Source organism: Streptomyces cavernae, assembly GCF_004023625.1.
Taxonomy (GTDB): Bacteria; Actinomycetota; Actinomycetes; order Streptomycetales; family Streptomycetaceae; genus Streptomyces; species Streptomyces cavernae.
In genome coordinates this window covers 308956-327303 of the sequence record NZ_RPDJ01000008.1, presented here as the reverse complement: position 1 = coordinate 327303, position 18348 = coordinate 308956, and the positions used below count along the sequence as shown (strand labels likewise).

Here is an 18348-nt window from a genome sequence, read left to right as displayed (position 1 = left end):
CGCGTGCGGTGGGCAGCAGTCCAACAGGAGAATCGGATGGGATTCAGCGGTTACGCTTCTGAATCGTGGAACTGCGCCATCTCGAGCACTTCGTCGCCGTCGCCCAGGACCAGCACTTCACGCGGGCCGCGGAACGGCTGATGGTCTCCCAGTCCGGCCTTTCGGCCTCCGTCCGGGCGCTGGAACGGGAGCTGCAGGCCCCGCTGTTCGTCCGTACGACGCGCCGGGTCACGCTGACCGAGGCGGGGCGGGCGCTGCTCGGTGAGGCCGAGCGGGTGCTGGCCCAGGTGCGGGCGGCGCAGGAGGCGGTGGCCGCCGTGCAGGGCGTGCTGCGCGGCACGCTCGCGCTGGGGACGGAGCAGTGCATTGCCGGCGTCGACGTGGCGCGGCTGCTGGCGGGGTTCAGGCGCGGTCATCCCGAGGTGGAGATCCGGCTGCGGCAGGCGGGTTCGGCCTCGCTCGCCGAGGATCTGGCGGCGGGACGGCTCGATCTGGCGTTCGGGGTCGCCACCGGGAGCAACACGGAGCTGATGCAGCAGATGCGGACGGTCCCGCTGGCCCGTGAGTCGATGACGGTGCTCTGCCATCCGGGTCATCCGCTCGCCGTCCGGAACGCCGGGGTCGCCCGTCTGAAGCCGGCCGACCTCGACAGGGAGGCCTTCGTCGACTTCCACCCGGACTGGGGTCCGCGCCGCACCACGGACGCGGTCTTCGCGGCGGCGGGTGTGCGCCGCACGGTCTCGCTCGAGGTGAGCGATGTGCACACCCTGCTGGAGCTGGTGCACGAGGGCCTGGGTATCGCCGTGATGCCCGCGCACTTCGCGCACAAGCGCCAGGCCGCGGGGCTGACCGCGCGGCCGCTCGAGGGCGGCGCGGAGTACGAGACGGTGGCGATGCTGCCGCACCCGGACGCCACGAGCCCGGCGGCGCGGGCGCTGATGGCGCTCCTCTCCGCCCCGCAGGCATGACCCTCCCGGCCCCGGTGCGGTCGGCCCCCGTGCGATTGGCCCCGCTGCGGTCGGCCCCGCTGCGGTTGGCCCCCGAGCGTTCCGGTCCTCGATGCGCGATGGTGGAGGCATGCACGCAAAGGACATCCTCACCGACGCGTTCGGCCGCATCCAGGAAGAGGTCCACGCGGTCGTCGACGGTCTGACCGCGGACGAGCTCGCCGCCCGCCCCGCCCCCGACACCAACTCCGTCGCCTGGCTCGTCTGGCACCTCACCCGGATCCAGGACGACCATGTGGCCGACGCCTCCGGACAGGAGCAGGTCTGGCTCGCCGACGGCTGGGAGAAGCGCTTCGGGCTGGGCCTGTCCCGGCGGGACACGGGTTACGGGCACAGCTCCGCGAAGGTCGCCAAGGTGCGTGTGGACTCCGGGGAGCCGCTCCTCGGGTACTACGACGCCGTGCACGAACAGACCCTCGTCTTCCTGCGCGGGCTGACCGCGAAGGACCTCGAACGCGTCGTGGACGAACGCTGGGAGCCGCCCGTGACCCTGGGCGTACGGCTGGTCAGTGTCCTCGCCGACGACCTCCAGCACGTCGGCCAGGCCGCCTATGTACGGGGGCTGCTGCGGAGCACGGCCTCCTGACGCTGTCTCAGGACACTGCCTCGTGACCCTACGGATAGACGTAGGTGTTCAGGGTGTTCACCGCGGCGGCCGGGTTTCCCCGGTCGTAGTGGTCCACGGCGAGGAAGTTGGGCTTCTTGCGGGCGGCCGGCTGGCAGAAGCGCTGGGCGCGGTCGGTGAGTTTCGTGTTGTCCGTGGTGGCCGTCCCGGTGATCCCCACGTCCCGGAAGTGGTTCATGACGAACAGCGGACGGAAGTTGGGCTCGGTGCGGGTGAGCGGGATGTTGGTGTTCGCGTCGTACCAGCGGCTGTAGCAGGCCCAGTTGGAGTCGCCCACGCCCCCGCCCATGGACCAGTAGTTCTCCACGGTCCACTCCTTCTGATACATCACCCCGAAGGAGTCCCGGGTCAGGCCCGCCGACTGGTCCGAGGCACGGCTGTGGTCGCTGAAGATCAGCAGTCGGCGGTTGGCGGCGATCAGATCCGCCATCCTGGGCCAGCCGTTCTGGCGGACACCCGTCTGGTCGGGGCGGTACAGGACGTCCGACAGCCCGCTCACCCGCGCCAGTTCACTGCGCAGCACACCCGCGTCGACGTAGTCCTCCAGAAACACGGTGACTACCTGATCCGGGTTCCGCTTGAGGAAGTCCACCATGCGCTGGAGGTCCACCCAGAGCGCGACCGGCCTGCTCACCAGGGTGCAGCTGTTGTGACAGAGGATCGCGCCGTCGGACGTCTGATGGATGTCCAGCATGAACCCGCGTACTCCGTCGGCGAGTTGCTGGTTGATGCCACGCGTCTGGTTGGGCACCAGGTTGACGAAGGGCGGGGCGAATCCGCCGTCGACGCCGTTGGCGTAGGCGTTGTGCGTGGTGAGGAACGTGACCTGGTCCAGGGTTCGTTCGGCCGGGGAGGGCATCGGGGCGGTCGGCGAGGCCACCGGGGTCAGATACCAGTTGGCGAGGGATCCGGCGGCGCCCAGGGCGAGTTGGGCGGGATAGTTGGAACCGGACGCCTTGGCACCCACGGTCAGGTACGAGGCCGCGGAGGGGTCCTTCAGCGTGTACCGGTCCGAACCGACGGGTGTCATGGTCCACGCCGCGTCGGAACTCGTGCAGGCCACGGTCCGGGCCTGGCCCGCGGACCGGCCCAGGCAGGTGCCCGCCGCGTCCGTGCTCTCCAGGACGTACGCCCCCTCCGCCTCGCTCGAGCGGGATGACCCCGATGCCCGCAAGGTCCACTGCTGGCGGTCCTCGTTGCCCTTGGGGTTGTGCTGTTCCACCGCGGTGCCGTTGACGGCGGCGTTGAGCCCGGTGGTCGCGCTCTGCACGTAGTACACGCCCTCGGCCGGTACCGCGGCGGAGTGCGCGGGCACGGCGAGGAAGGTACCCACCGCCGCTGCGGCGACGACGGTGGCGAGCACGGAGCGACTCATCCGCATGAGGTGTCCCTTCAGCAGCGCGGCGCGCCGTTGACGTGGGCGGCCGGGGGTGGGGTCTGCGGGGACACTCAAGCGTGTTGGTATGTACCGGTCAATAGAGGAGATCAATCATCCCGATGATGACATCAACTCGTCACCGGCAGGCCGCCGTTGAGACCGGCACAGCGGTCGTCGGGAGGCCGCTGTTGAGAGTGGTGCAACGGCCCCCTCGGAGATTGGTGCTGGGGGCCAGTGCAACGGCCCGTCAGGGGACCGGCCTTCAGGCTGGTGCTGCGGCCGTCGGGGATCGCTGTTGAAGCTGGTGCAGCGGCCGTCGGGGATCGCTGTTGAGACCGGCACAGCGGCCTTCGGGGACCGCCGTTGGAGGCTAGTGCTGCGGCCGTTCAGTGCCGAGCGCGGCACGGCCGCGTTCAAGTGCCGCCCGCTCGGCCGGGCTCGGGGTCAGCCTGCTGGCGGTCTCGTACGCCCGCGCAGCCTCGGTGACTCTTCCCAGTCTGCGCAGCAGTTCGGCTCGTACGGCGTGGAAGGAGTGGTAGCGGTCCAGGTCGAGTTCGTCGACGAGGGCGAGGGCCGCCGCCGCCCCCTCGGTCTCCGCCACGGCGACGGCCCGGTTGAGGGCGACGACAGGGCTGGGCGCGAGGGCCAGCAACTGGTCGTAGAGCCGCACGATCTGCGCCCAGTCGGTGTCGGCGATGGCCGGGGCGTCGCTGTGCACGGCGTTGATCGCGGCCTGGATCTGGTACGGGCCCGGCCGCCCGCGGCGCAGGCAGAGCCGGACCAGGCGCCGGCCCTCCGCGATGAGGTCGTGGTCCCAGCGGCGGCGGTCCTGATCGGCCAGGAGGACCAGTTCGCCGGCGGGGCCCGAGCGGGCCGGGCGCCGGGACTCGATGAGGAGCATGAGCGCGAGGAGGCCGATGACCTCGGGCTCGTCCGGCATGAGGTCGGCGAGCAGGCGGCCGAGTCGTACGGCCTCGGCACTCAGCTCCGCCTCGCCCGTATGTCCCTCCGTGAAGATCAGGTAGATGACGGCGAGCACGCCCTTCAGGCGGTCCGGGAGGTCGGCGTCGCGGGGGACGCGGTAGGGGATGCGGGCGTCGCGGATCTTGGCCTTGGCACGGACGAGGCGCTGGGCCATCGTCGGCTCGGGAACCAGGAAGGCGCGGGCGATCTGTGCGGTGCTCAGGCCCCCGAGGAGGCGCAGGGTGAGGGCAACCTGCGCCCGGGTGGCGAGCGCGGGGTGACAGCAGGTGAAGATCAGACGGAGCCGGTCGTCGCGCACGGGGCCCTCCTCGGGGGGCGCGTCGGGGGCGTGCAGCAGGGCCGCCTCGGCGTGCCGCTCGGCACGTCCGGCCTCGCGGCGCAGCCGGTCGACGGCGCGGTTCCGGGCAGTGGTGATGATCCAGCCGGCCGGGCTCGGCGGCACACCCGCCACCGGCCAGTTCACCAGTGCCGTGGTGAAGGCCTCCTGAACCGCTTCCTCGGCGAGGTCGATGTCACCGAGGAAACGGACCAGAACGGCCACCGCGCGCCCGTACTCCGCACGGAAGATCGCCTCGACGCCGGCACCGAAATCACCGCGACTGCCGGGGTGGGTGCCGGGGCCTGGTGGGGGTCGGCGCCAGGGCCCGGGGCGGAGCCGGCGCCCGAGGCGGAGCCGACGCCAGCGCCCGGGGCGGAGCCGGCGCCCGAGGCGGAGCCGACGCCAGCGCCCGAGGCGGAGCCAGGGCCAGGGCCGGGATCGGTATCGGGACGTGCGTCATGGCCGGGAGCCGGCTCGGGGTCGGACTCGGACTCGGACTCGGGGTCGGACTCGGGGTCGGACTCGGGGTCGGACTCGGACTCGGGCTCGGGCTCGGGCTCGGGCTCGGGCTCGGGCTCGGGGGCGGGGTCGGACTCGGACTCGGGGTCGGACTCGGACTCGGACTCGGACTCGGACTCGGACTCGGACTCGGACTCGGACTCGGGGTCGGGGTCGGGGTCGGGGTCCGTGGGCATCAGTCCTCTGCCTCGTGCTGGAAGGGGCGCACCTCGATCGGCAGCGTGGTCGCCAGCGTCGCCTTGCGGCCCCAGTCGAGCGCCGCGTCCAGGTCCGGGGCCTTGATCAGGACGATCCCGCCCAGGAACTCCTTGCTCTCGGTGTACGGGCCGTCGGTGATCAGTACTTCGCCGTCGTCCTTCGCCCGCAGCACGGTGGCCGACTCCGGGCCGTGCAGTCCGTCCGCGAAGACCCAGGCCCCGGCCTCGCGCAGCTCCGCGTGGAACACTTCGAGGTTGTGCATGATCTCTCGCATGGACTCGGGCGGGGGTGGGTCCCCCACCGGCTGCATCACGCTGAGCAGGTAGTACTTCATGATGTGTCCTTCTTGGTCGGTGCTGGTCGTCTTGGTGAGGCTCTACTCCCTACACGAACAGCGGACCGCCGGATCGACACCATCCACGACACCACCGGGAGATTTTTCGATGACCACCCCGCCACACCCCCTGGTCGACCGTGCGCGCCGCCTCGCCGCGGAGGTGCTCGCACCGCAGGCGGAGCGGGTCGACCAGGAGGGCGTGCCGATGAGCAGCATCGAGGCGGTGAAGCGGTCGGGGCTGCTCGGGCTGAGCGCCCCCGTCGAGTACGGCGGCTCGGGCGCGCCCGCCGCGGTGGCCCGGGAGACCGCCGAGATCCTGGCCGGGGCGTGCTGCTCCACCTGGTTCGTGCAGACCCAGCACAACACGCCTCTGGCGACCCTGGCGGGCAGCCGACTCCCGGTGAGAGAACGCCTGTTGGGCCCGCTGGCCCGGGGTGAACTGCTGTCCGGGGTGGCGTACGCCTACTTGCGCGCGCATCCTCGGGTGAGCGTACGGGTCGGCCGGGAGCGTGGCGGCCTGCGCTTCGACGGCCGGATCCCCTGGTACACGGGCTGGGGCCTCAACGACGTGATGCTGATCGCGGGCCTGACGGAGGACGACGAGGTGGTCCTCGCCTTCACCGAGGCCCGGGAACAGCCGGGCGTGCGCCCCTCGCCCCCGTTGCGCCTGGCCGCGCTCGGTGCCGCGCGCACGGTGTCGCTGGAGCTGGACGGGCTGTGGCTGCCCGAGGAGGCGTTGGTGCAGCGCACGCCGTACGAGACCTGGGCCGCCACCGACCGCCCGAAGACGGTCAACACCCCACCGGCGGTCTTCGGCGTCGCCGAGGCGGCGCTCACCCTGCTGGACGAGGACAGGGCGGAGCCCCTGCGCGCTCGCCTCGCCGAGGTCAGGCGCCGGGCCTACGCCCTGGCCGACCACCCGGTGCCGCACGAGCACCTTCGGGAGCGCCTGGCCCTCAGGACGAAGGCCTACGAACTGCTGCAGGCGGCCACGACGGCGGCGGTGGTGTCGGGCGGCGGCCGCGCGATGACCTTGGCCAACAGGGCCCAGCGACTCGCCCGCGAGGGTCTGTTCCTCCTGGTCCAGGGCCAGACTGCGGAATCACGCCGAGCACACCTGGAGGCATTGACCAGCCCGGCGCGGTAGGCCGCCGGCCGGTCCGAGCGCACCCGCCCCCGCGACCGTCAGCCCACGACCGTCAGCCCACCCCCGTCAGCCCACGACGGTCAGCCCGCCGGGGCCAACAGCGATGTCCGGCCCAGGGCCGCCGAGAACTGGTCGAGCACCTGCGTCAGTTGGCGGTCGGTGGCCGGGGCCACGGTGATGCGGCCGTCCTCGTCGGCGGTGATGTCCTTGTCGAGGGTGAACCAGCCCTGGACGATGTGCGCGGCACCCATGGAGTTGAGGACCGGCCGCAACGCGTAGTCGAGGGCCAGGACATGGGCTGTGCTGCCGCCGGTCACCAGCGGCAGCACGGTCTTGCCGGTGAGCGCGTACTGCGGGAGGAGGTCGAGCAGCGCCTTCAGCACACCGGAGTAGGCCGCCTTGTAGACGGGGGTGCCGATGACCACGCCGTCGGCGCGCTCGAAGAGCGCGGTGGCCTCGACGATGGCCGGATGCCGGAAGTCGGCGCCGAGGAGGGCCTCGGCGGGGATGGTACGGACGTCGAGCGGGATGACGTCGTGGCCCTGGTCGATGAGCCGGGTGTCGAGGTGGCGCAGCAGCTTGGCGGTGCGGGAGGAGACGGAGGGGCTGCCGGAGACGGACAGGACGGTGGCCATGGGGCCCTCTTTCGTGGCGGGTGCGGGAACGGAACGGCGCGACGAGCGCGCTCCGCCCCGCGGTCCGGTGCGTGTGCACCGGTGCGGATGGCAGACGGACGTGGTGGCCCGCCTCGGGCGGGAAACCGGACCCGGGAGCGGACGGCTTGCGCGGACACCGGGAAACGCGTTAGGGAATGCCGTCTCGGTGCCCGGTGGACAGCCCCGATCGATGGCGAGGCGAGTGGTTCCGTCGACGCTCCGCGCGAGAGGGGCCCTGTTGTTCGTCAGGCTGCGCGGCAACAGAAGGCGCTGGAGACGCGCGCGAGGTCGACGTGGCGTCGCCGCGTGAGGTCCAGCTGCTTGTTCATGCCAAGGATCGTCGCAGTGGTACTTCCGGCCAGTCAAGGAGTGGTCGTTCGGTCTCGTATGCCGGACCCGGTCGGGAGAGTCCCCCCGACGCCCCGCCCTGCCGGGCGCAGCGCTCCACTCCGCTACACATAAGGAAAAAATAAGAGCAGAATATTTATAAGCCGCGCTTCTCTGCATATCGCACCAGAGCGGTCAGTTTCGCGGAGAACGAAGGAGGCGAGTGATGGCCGACGTCTCACGCTCGAGAGGTGACATCACCACCCACCCCGATGTGACCGAGATGCGGGACAGATACGCCCGCGTGCTCGGTGGTCACGATGTGGCGCTCGTCGACGGACCGGTGTTCCTGCTCGGTCTGTACTGCGCCGCATCCCCGTGGATCCTCCACTACACGACGAGCCAGCCTCCGCTGGTGACGCACAACCTGATCATCGGGATAGCACTCGGTGCACTGGCCCTCGGGTTCACCACCACTCCGTCGAGGATGTACGGACTGAGCTGGGCCATGTGCGCGATCGGCACCTGGCTGATCATCTCGCCGTGGATCGTCGGGACGGACCCGGACGCCGGAGTCGTGGTCAACAACATCATTGTGGGCGCACTGGCCGTCGTCCTCGGGGTGGTGTGCGCCGCGGCGACCATGAGGAGGGGCGGCACCTCCCGGTCCTACCGCGATGCGACCCCGCCCATGGCGTAGCCGCGGAAATCTCGGCCGGCCCGCACACCGCGGACCGGCCGAACCGTGGGGTTCCGAATCGTGGACCCCGAACCGTGGCGGACCACGGCGGACCACAATGGCGGACCGAACCGTCGCGGTCAGCGGCTCGGCACCAGCCAAGGCTCCTGCGGCAGCGGACTGCCGGTCTCGATCAGGGACTTGAGGTTGGACAGGACGGCCGGCCAGCCGAGGGCCACCTCGCCGCGCGCGGTCTCGTCCGGGAGGTCTTCGTGGGTCACGGTGAGCCGGACGATGTCGGCGTGCGGATGGATGTCGAACGTCACCCGGGACTGCTTGTCGGGGTTGTCCTCGTCGGCGGGATCGGCCCACACGGTCACGAGGCGGGTGGGCGGTTCGCTCTCCAGCACCGTGCCGACGACGTCGGCGATGCCGGAGCCGTCGGTGCGACGGTGCTCCCAGCGAGAGCCCGGCCGCCAGTCGGAGACATTGCTGTGACCCCAGTAGGAGGCGGTCAGTTCGGCATCCGTCAGCGCGCGCCAGACCGCTTCCGGGGTGCTCTCGATATAGGTGACGTAAACGAATGTGGGCTTGTCGCTCATGACTTCCTCGGCTCGTCGTTTGACTGCGCTCAGCGCTCGCAGGCGCGGGCGTTCGAACTTCTCGATCCACCGTTCCTGCATCTCGTGCAGCGGCACCGGGTTGAGGTAGTGCAGCTTCTCCCTCCCCCGCCGCACGGTGCTGACCAGGTTCGCGGCCTCCAGGACGGCCAGGTGCTGGGTCACGGACTGCCGGGCCATGTCGATGTGCCCGCACAGCTCGCCCAGCGTCTGCCCACTGCGCTCGTGCAGCAGGTCGAGCAGCCGCCTGCGCGTCGGGTCCGCCAGCGCCTTGAAGGCCTTGTCCGTCTCGTCGTCCGTCTCATCACTGGTGTGCACACTCAACGTTATGCAGGCAATTACCTGCATGTCAATCGGGCGTCCCCTCAGGACGTTGCCGCGCTCTTGGTCTCGGGCCCGGCGCAAGGCAGGATCGGGGCACATGGACACCGAGCCGACTTGGGCTTTCCCCGAGCAGTTGCGCCTCGAAGGTGACGGAATACGGTTGCGCGAGTGGGCCGACGACGATGTGCCTGCGCTCGTCGAGCTGTACGACGACCCCGAGATCGACCGTTGGACACCGATCGTCTCGCCCTTCGACACCGCTGCCGCACGTACCTACCTGCATGAGGCCCGGGTGGCGCGGGCCGAGGGGCGCAAGGTGCAACTCGCCATCACCACCGACGGACTGCGGCCGCGCGGCGAGGTGCTGCTGTTCCGCAGCGACGTGGACCCCCGCGACGCGGAGATCGGCTATGGCGTCGCCGCCCCGTTCCGCGGGCGTGGGCTCGCCACCCGGGCGGTTCGCCTGCTCGCGGATTACGCCGTCCGCCGCCTGCGCCCGCGCCGCCTGGTGCTGTGCATCGAGGAGGCCAACGTCCCGAGTGCGGGGGTGGCCCGCGCGAGCGGTTTCGAGCTCGCCCAGGACGCCCCGGTGATCCGTACGTCGAAGGGTCGGCGACTCGTGCTGCGGACCTGGCAGTACGGCTGCTGGCCCGGCGGCAGCCGGGAGAGCGGACGGCGCGCTGAAACTCCGGGCCGACGCACGGGGCGGTAACTAGGCTTCTGGGTCCCGTCGTTGAGGACCGAAAGGCAGGCCCGCCGTTGACCGTGCACATCACCCCGCTCGCCGATCCGGAGCGGGGAGCGTCGAGCCGTCGCCTCGCGTGGCTGGCTTCCGACGCCGAGGGACACCCCGTCGGGTCCGCTTTTCTGCGCCTGTTCACCGGGGGAGGTCAGGAGCATCTCGCCGAGGCCGACGTCACCGTGCACCCGGCCGAACGGCGGCGGGGTGTCGGTGGGCGGTTGCTCGACGCGGTCATCGCCACGGCCCGGGCGGAGGGCCGCCGGACGGTGCTCGCACAGGCGCGCGAGGGCTCGCCCGGTGACGGGTTCCTGGCGGTGCGCGGGTTTCGCCGCGTGCTGGCCCTGACGTATGCCCGGCTGTCCCTGGCCGACGCCGACCTGGAGCGGATCACGCGGACGGCCCTGCGGTCGCACCATGGCTACGAGTTGACGTACTGGGAGGGCGTCGTCCCGCCACAGCTCGCGCGGACCTTCGCCGACTCACGGCGCGCGATGGACGACATGCCCATGGACGACACCGACTACGGCACCGTGGACTGGGACGTCGAGCGCGTCGTGGCGGCGGCCGAGGCGATCGGCAGACGCGGGGACCGGCTGCAGACCGTGGCCGCGGTGGACATGTCCGACGGCACCATCGCCGGGTTCTCCGAACTGGTCGTGCCGGGCGACGGCCGGGGCAACGCCCAGCACTACGGAACCGGTGTCCTGCCCGAGCACCGCGGACACGGGCTCGGCCTGTGGATGAAGGCGGAGTCGATCCGCCGCGCCCGCGAGCACCACCCGGAACTGTCCGGCCTGCTCACGGACACGGCCGACAGCAACGGCCCGATGCGCGCCATCAACGAGGCCCTCGGCTATGTACCGACCCACAAGGCCCTGGAGTACCAACTGGACCTGCTCACCCACTGAGCGGTGCCACGGCCCGCGCATGCCGCCGCGCCTCGTCAAGGGTCCCCGCCACGCGGATCGTCTCCTGTACGGTCACTCACCGCACCTCGGCGAAAGCGTCGAGACCGGCGCTACCGCCCCCCGCGACGCGGGGACTCACCACCTGACAGGCCTCGACATGGGAAGCGGCTACACCGGCGACATCCTGCCCCCGCTGATCGTGGCGGGCCTCGGTCTCGGCCTGGTGATGGCCCCGGCCATGAGCCCGGCCACCGCCGGCGTGGGCGCCGAGAACGCCGGCGCGGCCTCCGCCACCGTGAACGCCATGCAGCAGGTCGGCGGCTCGATCGGCACGGCCCTGCTCAACACCCTTGCAACCGGCGCCGCCACCGACTACGTCGTCGGCAAGGACCCCAGGGATCCTGCCGTCCAGGCCCAGGCCGGCCTGGAGGCCTACTCCACCGCCTGCTGGTGGTCGGCCGTCTTCTTCGCCGCCGGCCTGATCGTCCGCGTGCTGCTCTACCGCCGCTCCGTACCGGCCACCGACCCCGACGCGGCACCCTGTGGTGCACATGTGAGATCCGGGTCGGAGCCGTTCCGGCCTCGGGTCGTCCCCGACGGCCCGCCGGATGTCCGGCGGGCCGTTCCGGCTTCCCGGAACGATCAGGGCGACAGGTACGGCGTCGTCGTGGTCAGCGACGCGAAGCCGAGTCGTTCCAGGATCGGGCGGCTCGTGGGCATCGCGTCCACCTGGAGGTAGCGGTAGCCCCGTGCGGCGGCGACTCGGGCCCGGTACGCGACCAGCGTCCGGTACAGACCCCGCCCGCGCCACTCCTCGACCGTGCCACCGCCCCACAGTCCCGCGAAACGCGCGCCGGGCGGCAGATCCATCCGTGCCGAGCTCACCGGCTCGCCGTCGACGAGGGCGACCACGGCGACCGCCGCCTCCGGGTCCGCCGCGAGCCGGTCGAGCATCTGCCGTCTCAGCTGGGAGCCGTCGGAGCCGAAGGCCCGCTCATGGACCTCCACCACGAGGCCGACGCCGGTGGCATCGGTCACCGGACGCACTTCGATGCCTTCGGGGACGGGGAGGCCGAGGTCCAGATCGGCGACCTCCGCGACCATCAGCGTCTCCTCCGGCTCGGGCGCAAACCCGGCCGCCCGAAGCCGTTTACCCAGGTCGTACGGCGTGTCGTGCGCGTAGAGCTTCCACTCGAAGGAGAGACCGAGTCCGGTGAAGTAGCGCAGTTGCTCGTCGATGACCCCTTCCGCCCCGACCTCGCCCAGCTCCGACCAGAGCACACCGTTCCAGCCGGCCTCGCCCCCGACCTGGCGGACCACGCCCTCGACCCGCTCGATCCGTGCCCGGGGCCCGTCGGGCCGGGCGTCCTGCCGCATGTCGCGGTCGAACAAAGCCAATACCGAAGCGTGATCCATTCGGCCACTCCAGCAGCCGCGGCCGGGGGCGGCAAGCGGTTATTGGGCCCCGGCGCCGCGAGCGAGCCCCGCCCGAGCAGGTCTCGGCAGCCACCCGTACAGGTCTCGGCAGCCGCCCAAGCAGGGCCCGGCAGCCGCCTGCGGGGCCCAGCCGCATCGTTGCATGGCTTCCTCCGCACAACTCAGGCAGTGCCACCCCCAAGGGCTGGGACAGCCGCGTGCGTGCCCCGCCTGCCGGTCAGCTGTCTCAGCCTCCGCTTCCGCCTCCACTTGACGCCGGGAGCCGACGGGCAGAAGGTGGAAGAGTGGTGCATATACCTCGTAAACATACGATGTTGGCATACGACGTTCGACGATCATGCCAAGCTCATCGGCCGCTCCGCGGCGCGCCGGACTTCGCCGACCTGATCACGCGGGAGTTCCAGTGATCACGGAGCCTTACCCACACCCGGACCCCGCCGCCCCGCCGGGCCGGTGAGACCGGTGGACACCCAGCCGCCACAGGAGAGGTCCTGGACCGCGAACCCACCGGCGACGGTCCTCGTGACCGGCGGGGCCGGCTTCATCGGCAGCCACGCCTGTGTCGAACTCCTCGACCACGGCTACGAGGTGATCGTGGTCGACAACTACGCGCACAGCGCCCCCCAGGTGCTCACCCGCGTGGAACGGCTCGCCGGACGTTTCGTGGGCGCCGTCTACGAACTCGACATCCGCGACCGGCGCGCCCTGTCGGCCGTCTTCGACCGGCACTCCGTGGACGCCGTCGTGCACTTCGCCGCGCACAAGGCCGTGAGCGAATCGACGCGGATGCCCATCGAGTACTACGACACGAACGTCGCGGGCACGATCTCCCTGCTGTCAGCCATGCGGGAGCACGCCGTCCATCAGCTGGTCTTCTCCTCGACCGGCTCCCTCTACGGCGACGCGGACGGCGGCCCGCTCGACGAGTCGACACCCGCCCGGCCCGCCAACCCCTTCGCCGCCTCGAAGTGGCTGTGCGAGCAGATACTCGCCGACGTCTGCCGCCGTCACCCCGAGTTCACCGTCCTGTGCCTGCGCCACTTCAACCCGGCGGGCGCCCATCCGAGCGGGCTGCTCGGCGAGGACCCAAGTGGCGTCCCCGACAACCTGGTGCCGAACGTCGCACAGGTCGCCGCCGGACGGAGGGCGCGCGTACACGTCTTCGGCGGGGACTACCCGACTCCGGACGGAACCGCGATCCGCGACTACGTCCATGTGATGGACAGCGTGGAGGCCCACCGTGTCGCCCTCGACCGGCTCTCCGACGGGCCCGGCATGCGGGTGTTCAACATCGGTTCGGGCCTGGGCCGTTCGGTCCTCGATGTGATCGACACGTTCGGGGCGGTGTGCGGCCGGCCGATTCCGTACGAGATCGTCGGGCGCCGGGAGGGCGACGTCCCCGAGCTGATCGCGGACGTGAGCGCGGTACGCCGCGCCTGGGACTGGCACCCCACCCGGGACCTCACCGCGATGTGCCGGGACGCCTGGCACTTCGAACAACTCAATCCCAACGGCTACGCGGGCTCGGCCCGACGCCCCAGCACCAAGAGGTGACCGCGGCGGAGGGACAAAGTCCCTTCCCGCGCGCCCGCCGACCACGCCCGAGCCGCCCCGGCCGTACCAGGGCCGAGCCGGGTGCGGCCGGGCGTGACAGGCGCGTTCCGAGATGCACCGCCGCACCGCCCGTGCCTACGATCGAGCGAGACCCAGTTCAGGCAGACGGCCGTTCTCCTCCGATCCCGGGAGGTGCCATTGCTGCCGGTACATCGGCTGATGGCTGCTTACGTCGTACTGGTCGCGATCGCCACGAGCGTCTTCATGACGATGCCCGAGGCTCGCACGCCCAGCTGGGCCGTGATCGGCGTCTCCGGTGGCATCGCCGTGCTCACCGGCGCCGCCATCCACCGCCCCGCTCACCGATGGCCCTGGTGGTTCCTCGCCGCGGCTCTGCTCACCTTCGTTGCGGGCGACACGTACTACTACGCGGTGGAGCAGTACTTCCAGACCTCCAACCCGTTCCCCTCCCCGGCCGACGCCTGCTACCTCATGGTCTATGTGCTGTTCGCCATAGGGTTGTTCGGCCTCGTACGGTACCGCTGGTCAGGCCACGACCTGCCGAGCCTGCTGGACGCGCTGATCTTCACGGCGGCGCTCGCACTGCCCGTGTGGGTGTATCTCGTGCAGCCGCTCTCCGTGCTGGAAGGGCTGACATGGGTGCAACGGGCCATCAGCATCGCCTATCCGCTCGGCGACGTCCTGGTCCTCGCCATGCTGGCCCGGCTGGTGACGCCGGGCACCAACCGCGGCCACAACCGTTCCGTGCAGCTGCTGTTCCTGGGCACGGCGATCCTTCTCCTCTCCGACGTCGTCTACGGGATCCTGCAACTGAACGCCACCTGGCAGGCGGGAACGCTGATGGACGCCGGGTGGATCATGTTCTACACGGCGTGGGGCCTCGCCGGGCTGCACCCCTCCATGGTGGAACTGACGGCGTCCGTCCCGCAGGGTGACACCCTGATCCCGCCGCCGCGGCGGCTCCTGCTGCTTGCCGCCGCGACACTGATCGCCCCGGCGATCCTGCTGATCGAGGGGCTGACCGGCGGCGTCAACGACGCGGCCGTGATCGCCGCCTTCCTCGGCGTGCTGTTCTTCCTGGTCATCCTCCGGTTCACGGGAATGGTCGTGGCCCACCGCAAGGCCGTGGCACGCGAACACGCCCTGCGCGACGCGGCCGCGTCACTCGTCGTGGCCACCCGGCAGGAGGAGGTCACGCACGTCTGCGACACCACGGTCGAGGCCCTGTTCGGCAAGCGGAACCGGCACCGGACGCTGCTGCTGCCGGCCGACCACGCGGCGGATCTGACCGGTGGCCGCACACGGCTGACCACGACCGACTCTCTCGAGCCGGCCGTCGCCGCGAAGTTCGACGGGCTGCGGACCGTGCTGGTGTGCCCCATGATTCCGCCCGAACACCAGACGGAAGCCGGCCAGCAGGTCGGATCGGTGCCGGGCGTGCTGCTGGTCGCCGGTCCCGAGGAACAGCTCGCCGAGATGCACGGCTCGCTGGAGATCCTCGCCTCGCACGCCGGACTCGCCGTGGAACGCCTCGCCCTGCGCCAAGAGGTCATCCGCCAGGAGAACGAGGCGTACTTCCGCACGCTGGTGCGCAACGCCTCGGACGTCATCCTCATCGTCGAGGAGGACGACACGGTGCGGTACGCGAGTCCCTCCGCGCGGGCCGTGTTCGGCCAGGTGCCGCTGGTCGGTTCGCTGCTGCCCGACCTGGTGGACCCCCGCGACCGTGAGCGGGCGGCCCGGGAACTGCGGGCCGTACGCAACAACGGGCACCAGGCCGCACACGACCACTGGTGGGTGCGGCGGGACGACGACAGGGTCGAAGTCGAGGTGCGGTGCAGTGACTTCCGGGACGAGCGCACCGTGGGCGGCCTGGTCGTCACCCTGCGGGACGTGACCGAGCAGCGTCGGCTGGAACACGAGCTGACCCAGCGGGCCTTTCACGACTCGCTGACCGGTCTGCCCAACCGGACCCTGCTGCTGGAGCGGATCCAGCGCGCGCTGCTGCGTGGCCGCCGCGAGTCCAAGCTCACCTGTCTGCTCTTCATCGACCTGGACGACTTCAAGCTGGTCAACGACACCATGGGCCACACCGCCGGCGATCATCTGCTCGTCTCCGTCGCCGACCGGCTGTCCAAGGCGTTGCGCCGCAGCGACACCGCGGCCCGGCTGGGCGGCGACGAGTTCGCCGTACTGATGGAGGACGCCAAGGAACCGCTGGACGCGGAGCTGCTGGCCGCGCAGGTGATCCAGACGCTCGCCAGGCCGTTCACCCTGCCCGACGAGTCGGTGAGCATCACCGCCAGTGTGGGCGTGGCCACCGCGAAGGACAGCACGGACGCGGACGAGTTGCTGGCCCACGCAGACCTCGCCCTGTACGCGGCGAAGGCGGCGGGCAAACGCCAGTGGCGCCGCTTCCAGCCCCTGCTGCACATGCGCATGGTCGAGCGCCACGATCTGCAGAGCCGTCTCGACCGGGCGATCGCGGAGAAGGAGTTCACCGTCCAGTACCAGCCCGTGGTGGACATCACCGCGGGGGAGGTCGTCGGTTTCGAGGCGCTGGCCCGCTGGCCTCGGGCACCGCGCAGCCGGGTCTCCCCCAACGAGTTCATCAACCTGGCCGAGGAGACCGGCTACATCACACCGCTGGGCGCATGGGTCATGGAGACCGCCACGTTCGACATAGCCAACCTGCAACGGCTGGCCAGCAAGTCGGATCCACTGCCGTACGTCAGCGTGAACGTCTCCGCCCGGCAGTTCCGCGACGCGGGTTTCCTGGAGCAGGTGTGCAAGGTGCTGCGGACACCCGGACTCGCGCCCGGCTCGCTGCAGTTGGAGCTGACCGAGACGGTCCTGCTGCGCCGTGACGACCAGATCGAAGGCGTGCTGCACTCGCTGAAGGACATGGGGGTGCGCATCGCCGTCGACGACTTCGGGACGGGTTTCTCCTCGCTGCGTTATCTGCGGGACTTCCCCATCGACGTACTGAAGATAGACAAGTCGTTCATCGACGACATCGCCGCGGACACCCAGCAGGTCGCGCTCGTCGAGGGCATCGTCCACATCGCCGACACACTGGGCCTGCAGGTGATCGCCGAGGGCATCGAGGAGCCCGCCCAGCGTGACCTGCTGACCCAGATAGGCTGCCAGTTCGGGCAGGGCTATCTGTTCTTCCGGCCGATGTCGGTGGACCAGAGCGAGTCCGTGTTGCGTCAGCGCAGCGGCGCACTGTTCGCACCGCCCGTGACGGCCGGCGGGACAGCGGACGGGGGCACGGCAGCGGGGCCCGCGCACGAGGCTTACGACGCACCGTCCGAGCGCCCCGAACGGGAGGCCTCGCAGGTGCGCAGCGACCCGCGCGCGGCGGAGCTGGAGCGTCTGCGGCGGACCAGCCGCATGAGCGACGCCGTCCTCGACGAGGTGCGCGGCCGGCACATCCGCAGCGGGGACCACTGGCTGATCGACTTTGCCTCCTGCAACTATCTGGGCTTCGACTGGGACCCGGAGATCATCGAAGCGATCGAACCCACCGTGCGGCGCTGGGGGACGCACCCGAGCTGGTCCCGGCTGCTGGGCAGTCCTCGGCTGTATCCAGAGATCGAGGACCGGCTCGCCGCGCTCCTCGGGGCGCCGGACACACTGCTGCTGCCCACCCTGACCCTCATCCACTCCGCGGTGATCCCGGTCCTGGCGAACCAGGGGACGGTGTTCATCGAGGCGACCGCGCACCGGACGCTGTACGACGGCTGTGTCGCGGCCCACGGTCAGGGCGCCCGGCTGCAACGGTTCCACGCCGACCGCCCGGACGAGTTGCAGGGTCTGCTGGCCGCGGCGCCGCCCGGGGAGACCCGGTTGGTCTGTCTGGACGGGGTCAACAGCATGACGGGCAATGTGCCGGACCTGCCCACCCTGGCCGCCGTCTGCCGCGAGCACGGCGCGACGCTGTACGTCGACGACGCACACGGATTCGGCGTGATCGGGGAACGCGGGCCGCAGGAGCCGTGCCCGTACGGTTCCCGCGGCAACAGCGTGATCCGGCACACCGGGGAGTCGTACGAGGGGATCGTCCTCGCGGCCGGCTTCTCCAAGGCGTACTCGTCGCTGCTCGCGTTCCTGGCCCTGCCCACGGCGCTGAAGAACCAGCTGAAGACGGCGGCGGCACCGTACCTGTACTCGGGTCCCTCCCCGACGGCGTCACTGGCCTCGGCTCTCGCCGGGCTGGACGTCAACGACCGCCGGGGTGACGCCATCCGAGCCGATCTGCACCGCAAGACCCTCAGGGTGCTCGACCACCTCGACACCCTCGGCCTGGCCACCCTCAACACGGACCAGCTGCCCATCGTGGAGCTCCCCCTCGCCCACCACGAGGACCTGGACGCGGTCGCGGCGTTCCTGTGGGAAGAGGGCATCTATGTGACCCTGGCCGCCTACCCTCTCGTTCCCCGTGACAGGGTCGGCTTCCGCGTTCAGATCACAGCGCTCAACTCCGACGACGACATCGACCGGCTCAACGACACGCTGACGCGGCTGTCGGCGCGTTTCCCCCTGCGCAAGAAGGGCTGAGAC

At 70.7% G+C, this 18348-nt stretch carries 15 protein-coding genes and 1 pseudogene; 9 read left to right on the top strand and 7 right to left on the bottom strand.

Annotated elements, in window-relative coordinates:
- Positions 1-65: 65 nt before the first annotated feature.
- Together EF387_RS21680 and EF387_RS21675 are read left to right on the top strand one after the other, a co-directional pair.
- Entirely contained in the window at positions 66-968 is a 903-nt protein-coding gene (locus tag EF387_RS21680) for a LysR family transcriptional regulator (RefSeq protein WP_128378244.1), read from the top strand.
- 109 nt (positions 969-1077) lie between these two features.
- Positions 1078-1593 (top strand): mycothiol transferase, encoded by a 516-nt coding sequence (locus EF387_RS21675; protein ID WP_128378243.1) that lies wholly within the window; start codon positions 1078-1080, stop codon positions 1591-1593.
- A 28-nt stretch (positions 1594-1621) separates the two neighbouring features.
- On the opposite strand, the gene EF387_RS21670 is transcribed toward EF387_RS21675, so the two are convergent.
- The 3 genes from EF387_RS21670 to EF387_RS21655 all read right to left on the bottom strand — a co-directional run bounded on the left by EF387_RS21670 (position 1622) and on the right by EF387_RS21655 (position 5364).
- Positions 1622-3013 (bottom strand): phosphoinositide-specific phospholipase C-related protein, encoded by a 1392-nt coding sequence (locus EF387_RS21670; protein ID WP_128378299.1) that lies wholly within the window; start codon positions 3011-3013, stop codon positions 1622-1624.
- Between the two features lie 367 nt (positions 3014-3380).
- Positions 3381-4562, bottom strand: coding sequence for an RNA polymerase sigma factor (locus tag EF387_RS21665; protein WP_128378242.1), 1182 nt, complete (start codon positions 4560-4562; stop codon positions 3381-3383).
- 445 nt (positions 4563-5007) lie between these two features.
- Positions 5008-5364, bottom strand: a complete 357-nt coding sequence (locus tag EF387_RS21655; protein WP_128378241.1) for a YciI family protein — start codon at positions 5362-5364, stop codon at positions 5008-5010.
- Positions 5365-5473: 109 nt separating this feature from the next.
- On the opposite strand from EF387_RS21655, the gene EF387_RS21650 reads away from it, so the two are divergent.
- A complete protein-coding gene (locus EF387_RS21650) occupies positions 5474-6514 on the top strand; it encodes an acyl-CoA dehydrogenase family protein (RefSeq protein WP_128378240.1) in 1041 nt (346 codons plus the stop codon).
- 80 nt (positions 6515-6594) lie between these two features.
- Here EF387_RS21650 and ssuE read toward each other — a convergent pair whose 3' ends face one another.
- Together ssuE and EF387_RS50075 are read right to left on the bottom strand one after the other, a co-directional pair.
- Positions 6595-7149, bottom strand: a complete 555-nt coding sequence (gene ssuE / locus EF387_RS21645) for an NADPH-dependent FMN reductase (RefSeq protein WP_128378239.1) — start codon at positions 7147-7149, stop codon at positions 6595-6597.
- Between the two features lie 266 nt (positions 7150-7415).
- The gene (locus tag EF387_RS50075) at positions 7416-7499 is read right to left on the bottom strand and encodes a putative leader peptide (protein ID WP_420802609.1); all 84 of its coding nucleotides are present in this window, start codon (positions 7497-7499) and stop codon (positions 7416-7418) included.
- A 224-nt stretch (positions 7500-7723) separates the two neighbouring features.
- Between EF387_RS50075 and EF387_RS21640 the strand changes: the two genes are divergently transcribed.
- Complete coding sequence (locus tag EF387_RS21640; protein WP_128378238.1) at positions 7724-8197, top strand: SPW repeat protein; 474 nt, start codon at positions 7724-7726, stop codon at positions 8195-8197.
- Between the two features lie 119 nt (positions 8198-8316).
- On the opposite strand, the gene EF387_RS21635 is transcribed toward EF387_RS21640, so the two are convergent.
- Positions 8317-9114: an ArsR/SmtB family transcription factor gene (locus tag EF387_RS21635; protein WP_238431620.1), complete on the bottom strand. Its 798-nt coding sequence runs from the start codon at positions 9112-9114 to the stop codon at positions 8317-8319.
- Positions 9115-9217: 103 nt separating this feature from the next.
- Here EF387_RS21635 and EF387_RS21630 point away from each other — a divergent pair, with 103 nt between their 5' ends.
- The 3 genes and pseudogenes from EF387_RS21630 to EF387_RS21620 form a co-directional block, all read left to right on the top strand.
- A complete protein-coding gene (locus EF387_RS21630) occupies positions 9218-9832 on the top strand; it encodes a GNAT family N-acetyltransferase (RefSeq protein ID WP_128378236.1) in 615 nt (204 codons plus the stop codon).
- Positions 9833-9879: 47 nt separating this feature from the next.
- Positions 9880-10770 carry a GNAT family N-acetyltransferase gene (locus EF387_RS21625; protein WP_128378235.1) on the top strand — a complete coding sequence of 297 codons (891 nt, stop codon included), beginning with the start codon at positions 9880-9882 and terminating at the stop codon, positions 10768-10770.
- 127 nt (positions 10771-10897) lie between these two features.
- Positions 10898-11327: pseudogene (locus EF387_RS21620) on the top strand (MFS transporter); the annotation flags it as partial.
- 85 nt (positions 11328-11412) lie between these two features.
- On the opposite strand, the gene EF387_RS21615 reads toward EF387_RS21620, so the two are convergent.
- The gene (locus EF387_RS21615; RefSeq protein WP_128378234.1) at positions 11413-12186 is read right to left on the bottom strand and encodes a GNAT family N-acetyltransferase; all 774 of its coding nucleotides are present in this window, start codon (positions 12184-12186) and stop codon (positions 11413-11415) included.
- Between the two features lie 483 nt (positions 12187-12669).
- Here EF387_RS21615 and galE point away from each other — a divergent pair, with 483 nt between their 5' ends.
- Complete coding sequence (galE, locus tag EF387_RS21610; RefSeq protein ID WP_128378233.1) at positions 12670-13761, top strand: UDP-glucose 4-epimerase GalE; 1092 nt, start codon at positions 12670-12672, stop codon at positions 13759-13761.
- A 219-nt stretch (positions 13762-13980) separates the two neighbouring features.
- On the top strand, positions 13981-18345 hold the full coding sequence (locus EF387_RS21605) for an aminotransferase class I/II-fold pyridoxal phosphate-dependent enzyme (RefSeq protein ID WP_128378232.1): 4365 nt from the start codon (positions 13981-13983) through the stop codon (positions 18343-18345).
- Positions 18346-18348: the final 3 nt, after the last annotated feature.

What these genes read in the sequence shown, in the direction of transcription:
- EF387_RS21630 (WP_128378236.1), top strand. Translation starts at nt 9,218, where the DNA reads ATGGACACCGAGCCGACTTGGGCTTTCCCCGAGCAGTTGCGCCTCGAA.
- EF387_RS21605 (WP_128378232.1), top strand. Translation starts at nt 13,981, where the DNA reads ATGGCTGCTTACGTCGTACTGGTCGCGATCGCCACGAGCGTCTTCATG.
- EF387_RS50075 (WP_420802609.1), bottom strand. Translation starts at nt 7,499, where the DNA reads ATGAACAAGCAGCTGGACCTCACGCGGCGACGCCACGTCGACCTCGCG.
- EF387_RS21615 (WP_128378234.1), bottom strand. Translation starts at nt 12,186, where the DNA reads ATGGATCACGCTTCGGTATTGGCTTTGTTCGACCGCGACATGCGGCAG.
- EF387_RS21675 (WP_128378243.1), top strand. Translation starts at nt 1,078, where the DNA reads ATGCACGCAAAGGACATCCTCACCGACGCGTTCGGCCGCATCCAGGAA.
- ssuE (WP_128378239.1), bottom strand. Translation starts at nt 7,149, where the DNA reads ATGGCCACCGTCCTGTCCGTCTCCGGCAGCCCCTCCGTCTCCTCCCGC.
- EF387_RS21650 (WP_128378240.1), top strand. Translation starts at nt 5,474, where the DNA reads ATGACCACCCCGCCACACCCCCTGGTCGACCGTGCGCGCCGCCTCGCC.
- EF387_RS21655 (WP_128378241.1), bottom strand. Translation starts at nt 5,364, where the DNA reads ATGAAGTACTACCTGCTCAGCGTGATGCAGCCGGTGGGGGACCCACCC.
- EF387_RS21670 (WP_128378299.1), bottom strand. Translation starts at nt 3,013, where the DNA reads ATGCGGATGAGTCGCTCCGTGCTCGCCACCGTCGTCGCCGCAGCGGCG.
- EF387_RS21640 (WP_128378238.1), top strand. Translation starts at nt 7,724, where the DNA reads ATGGCCGACGTCTCACGCTCGAGAGGTGACATCACCACCCACCCCGAT.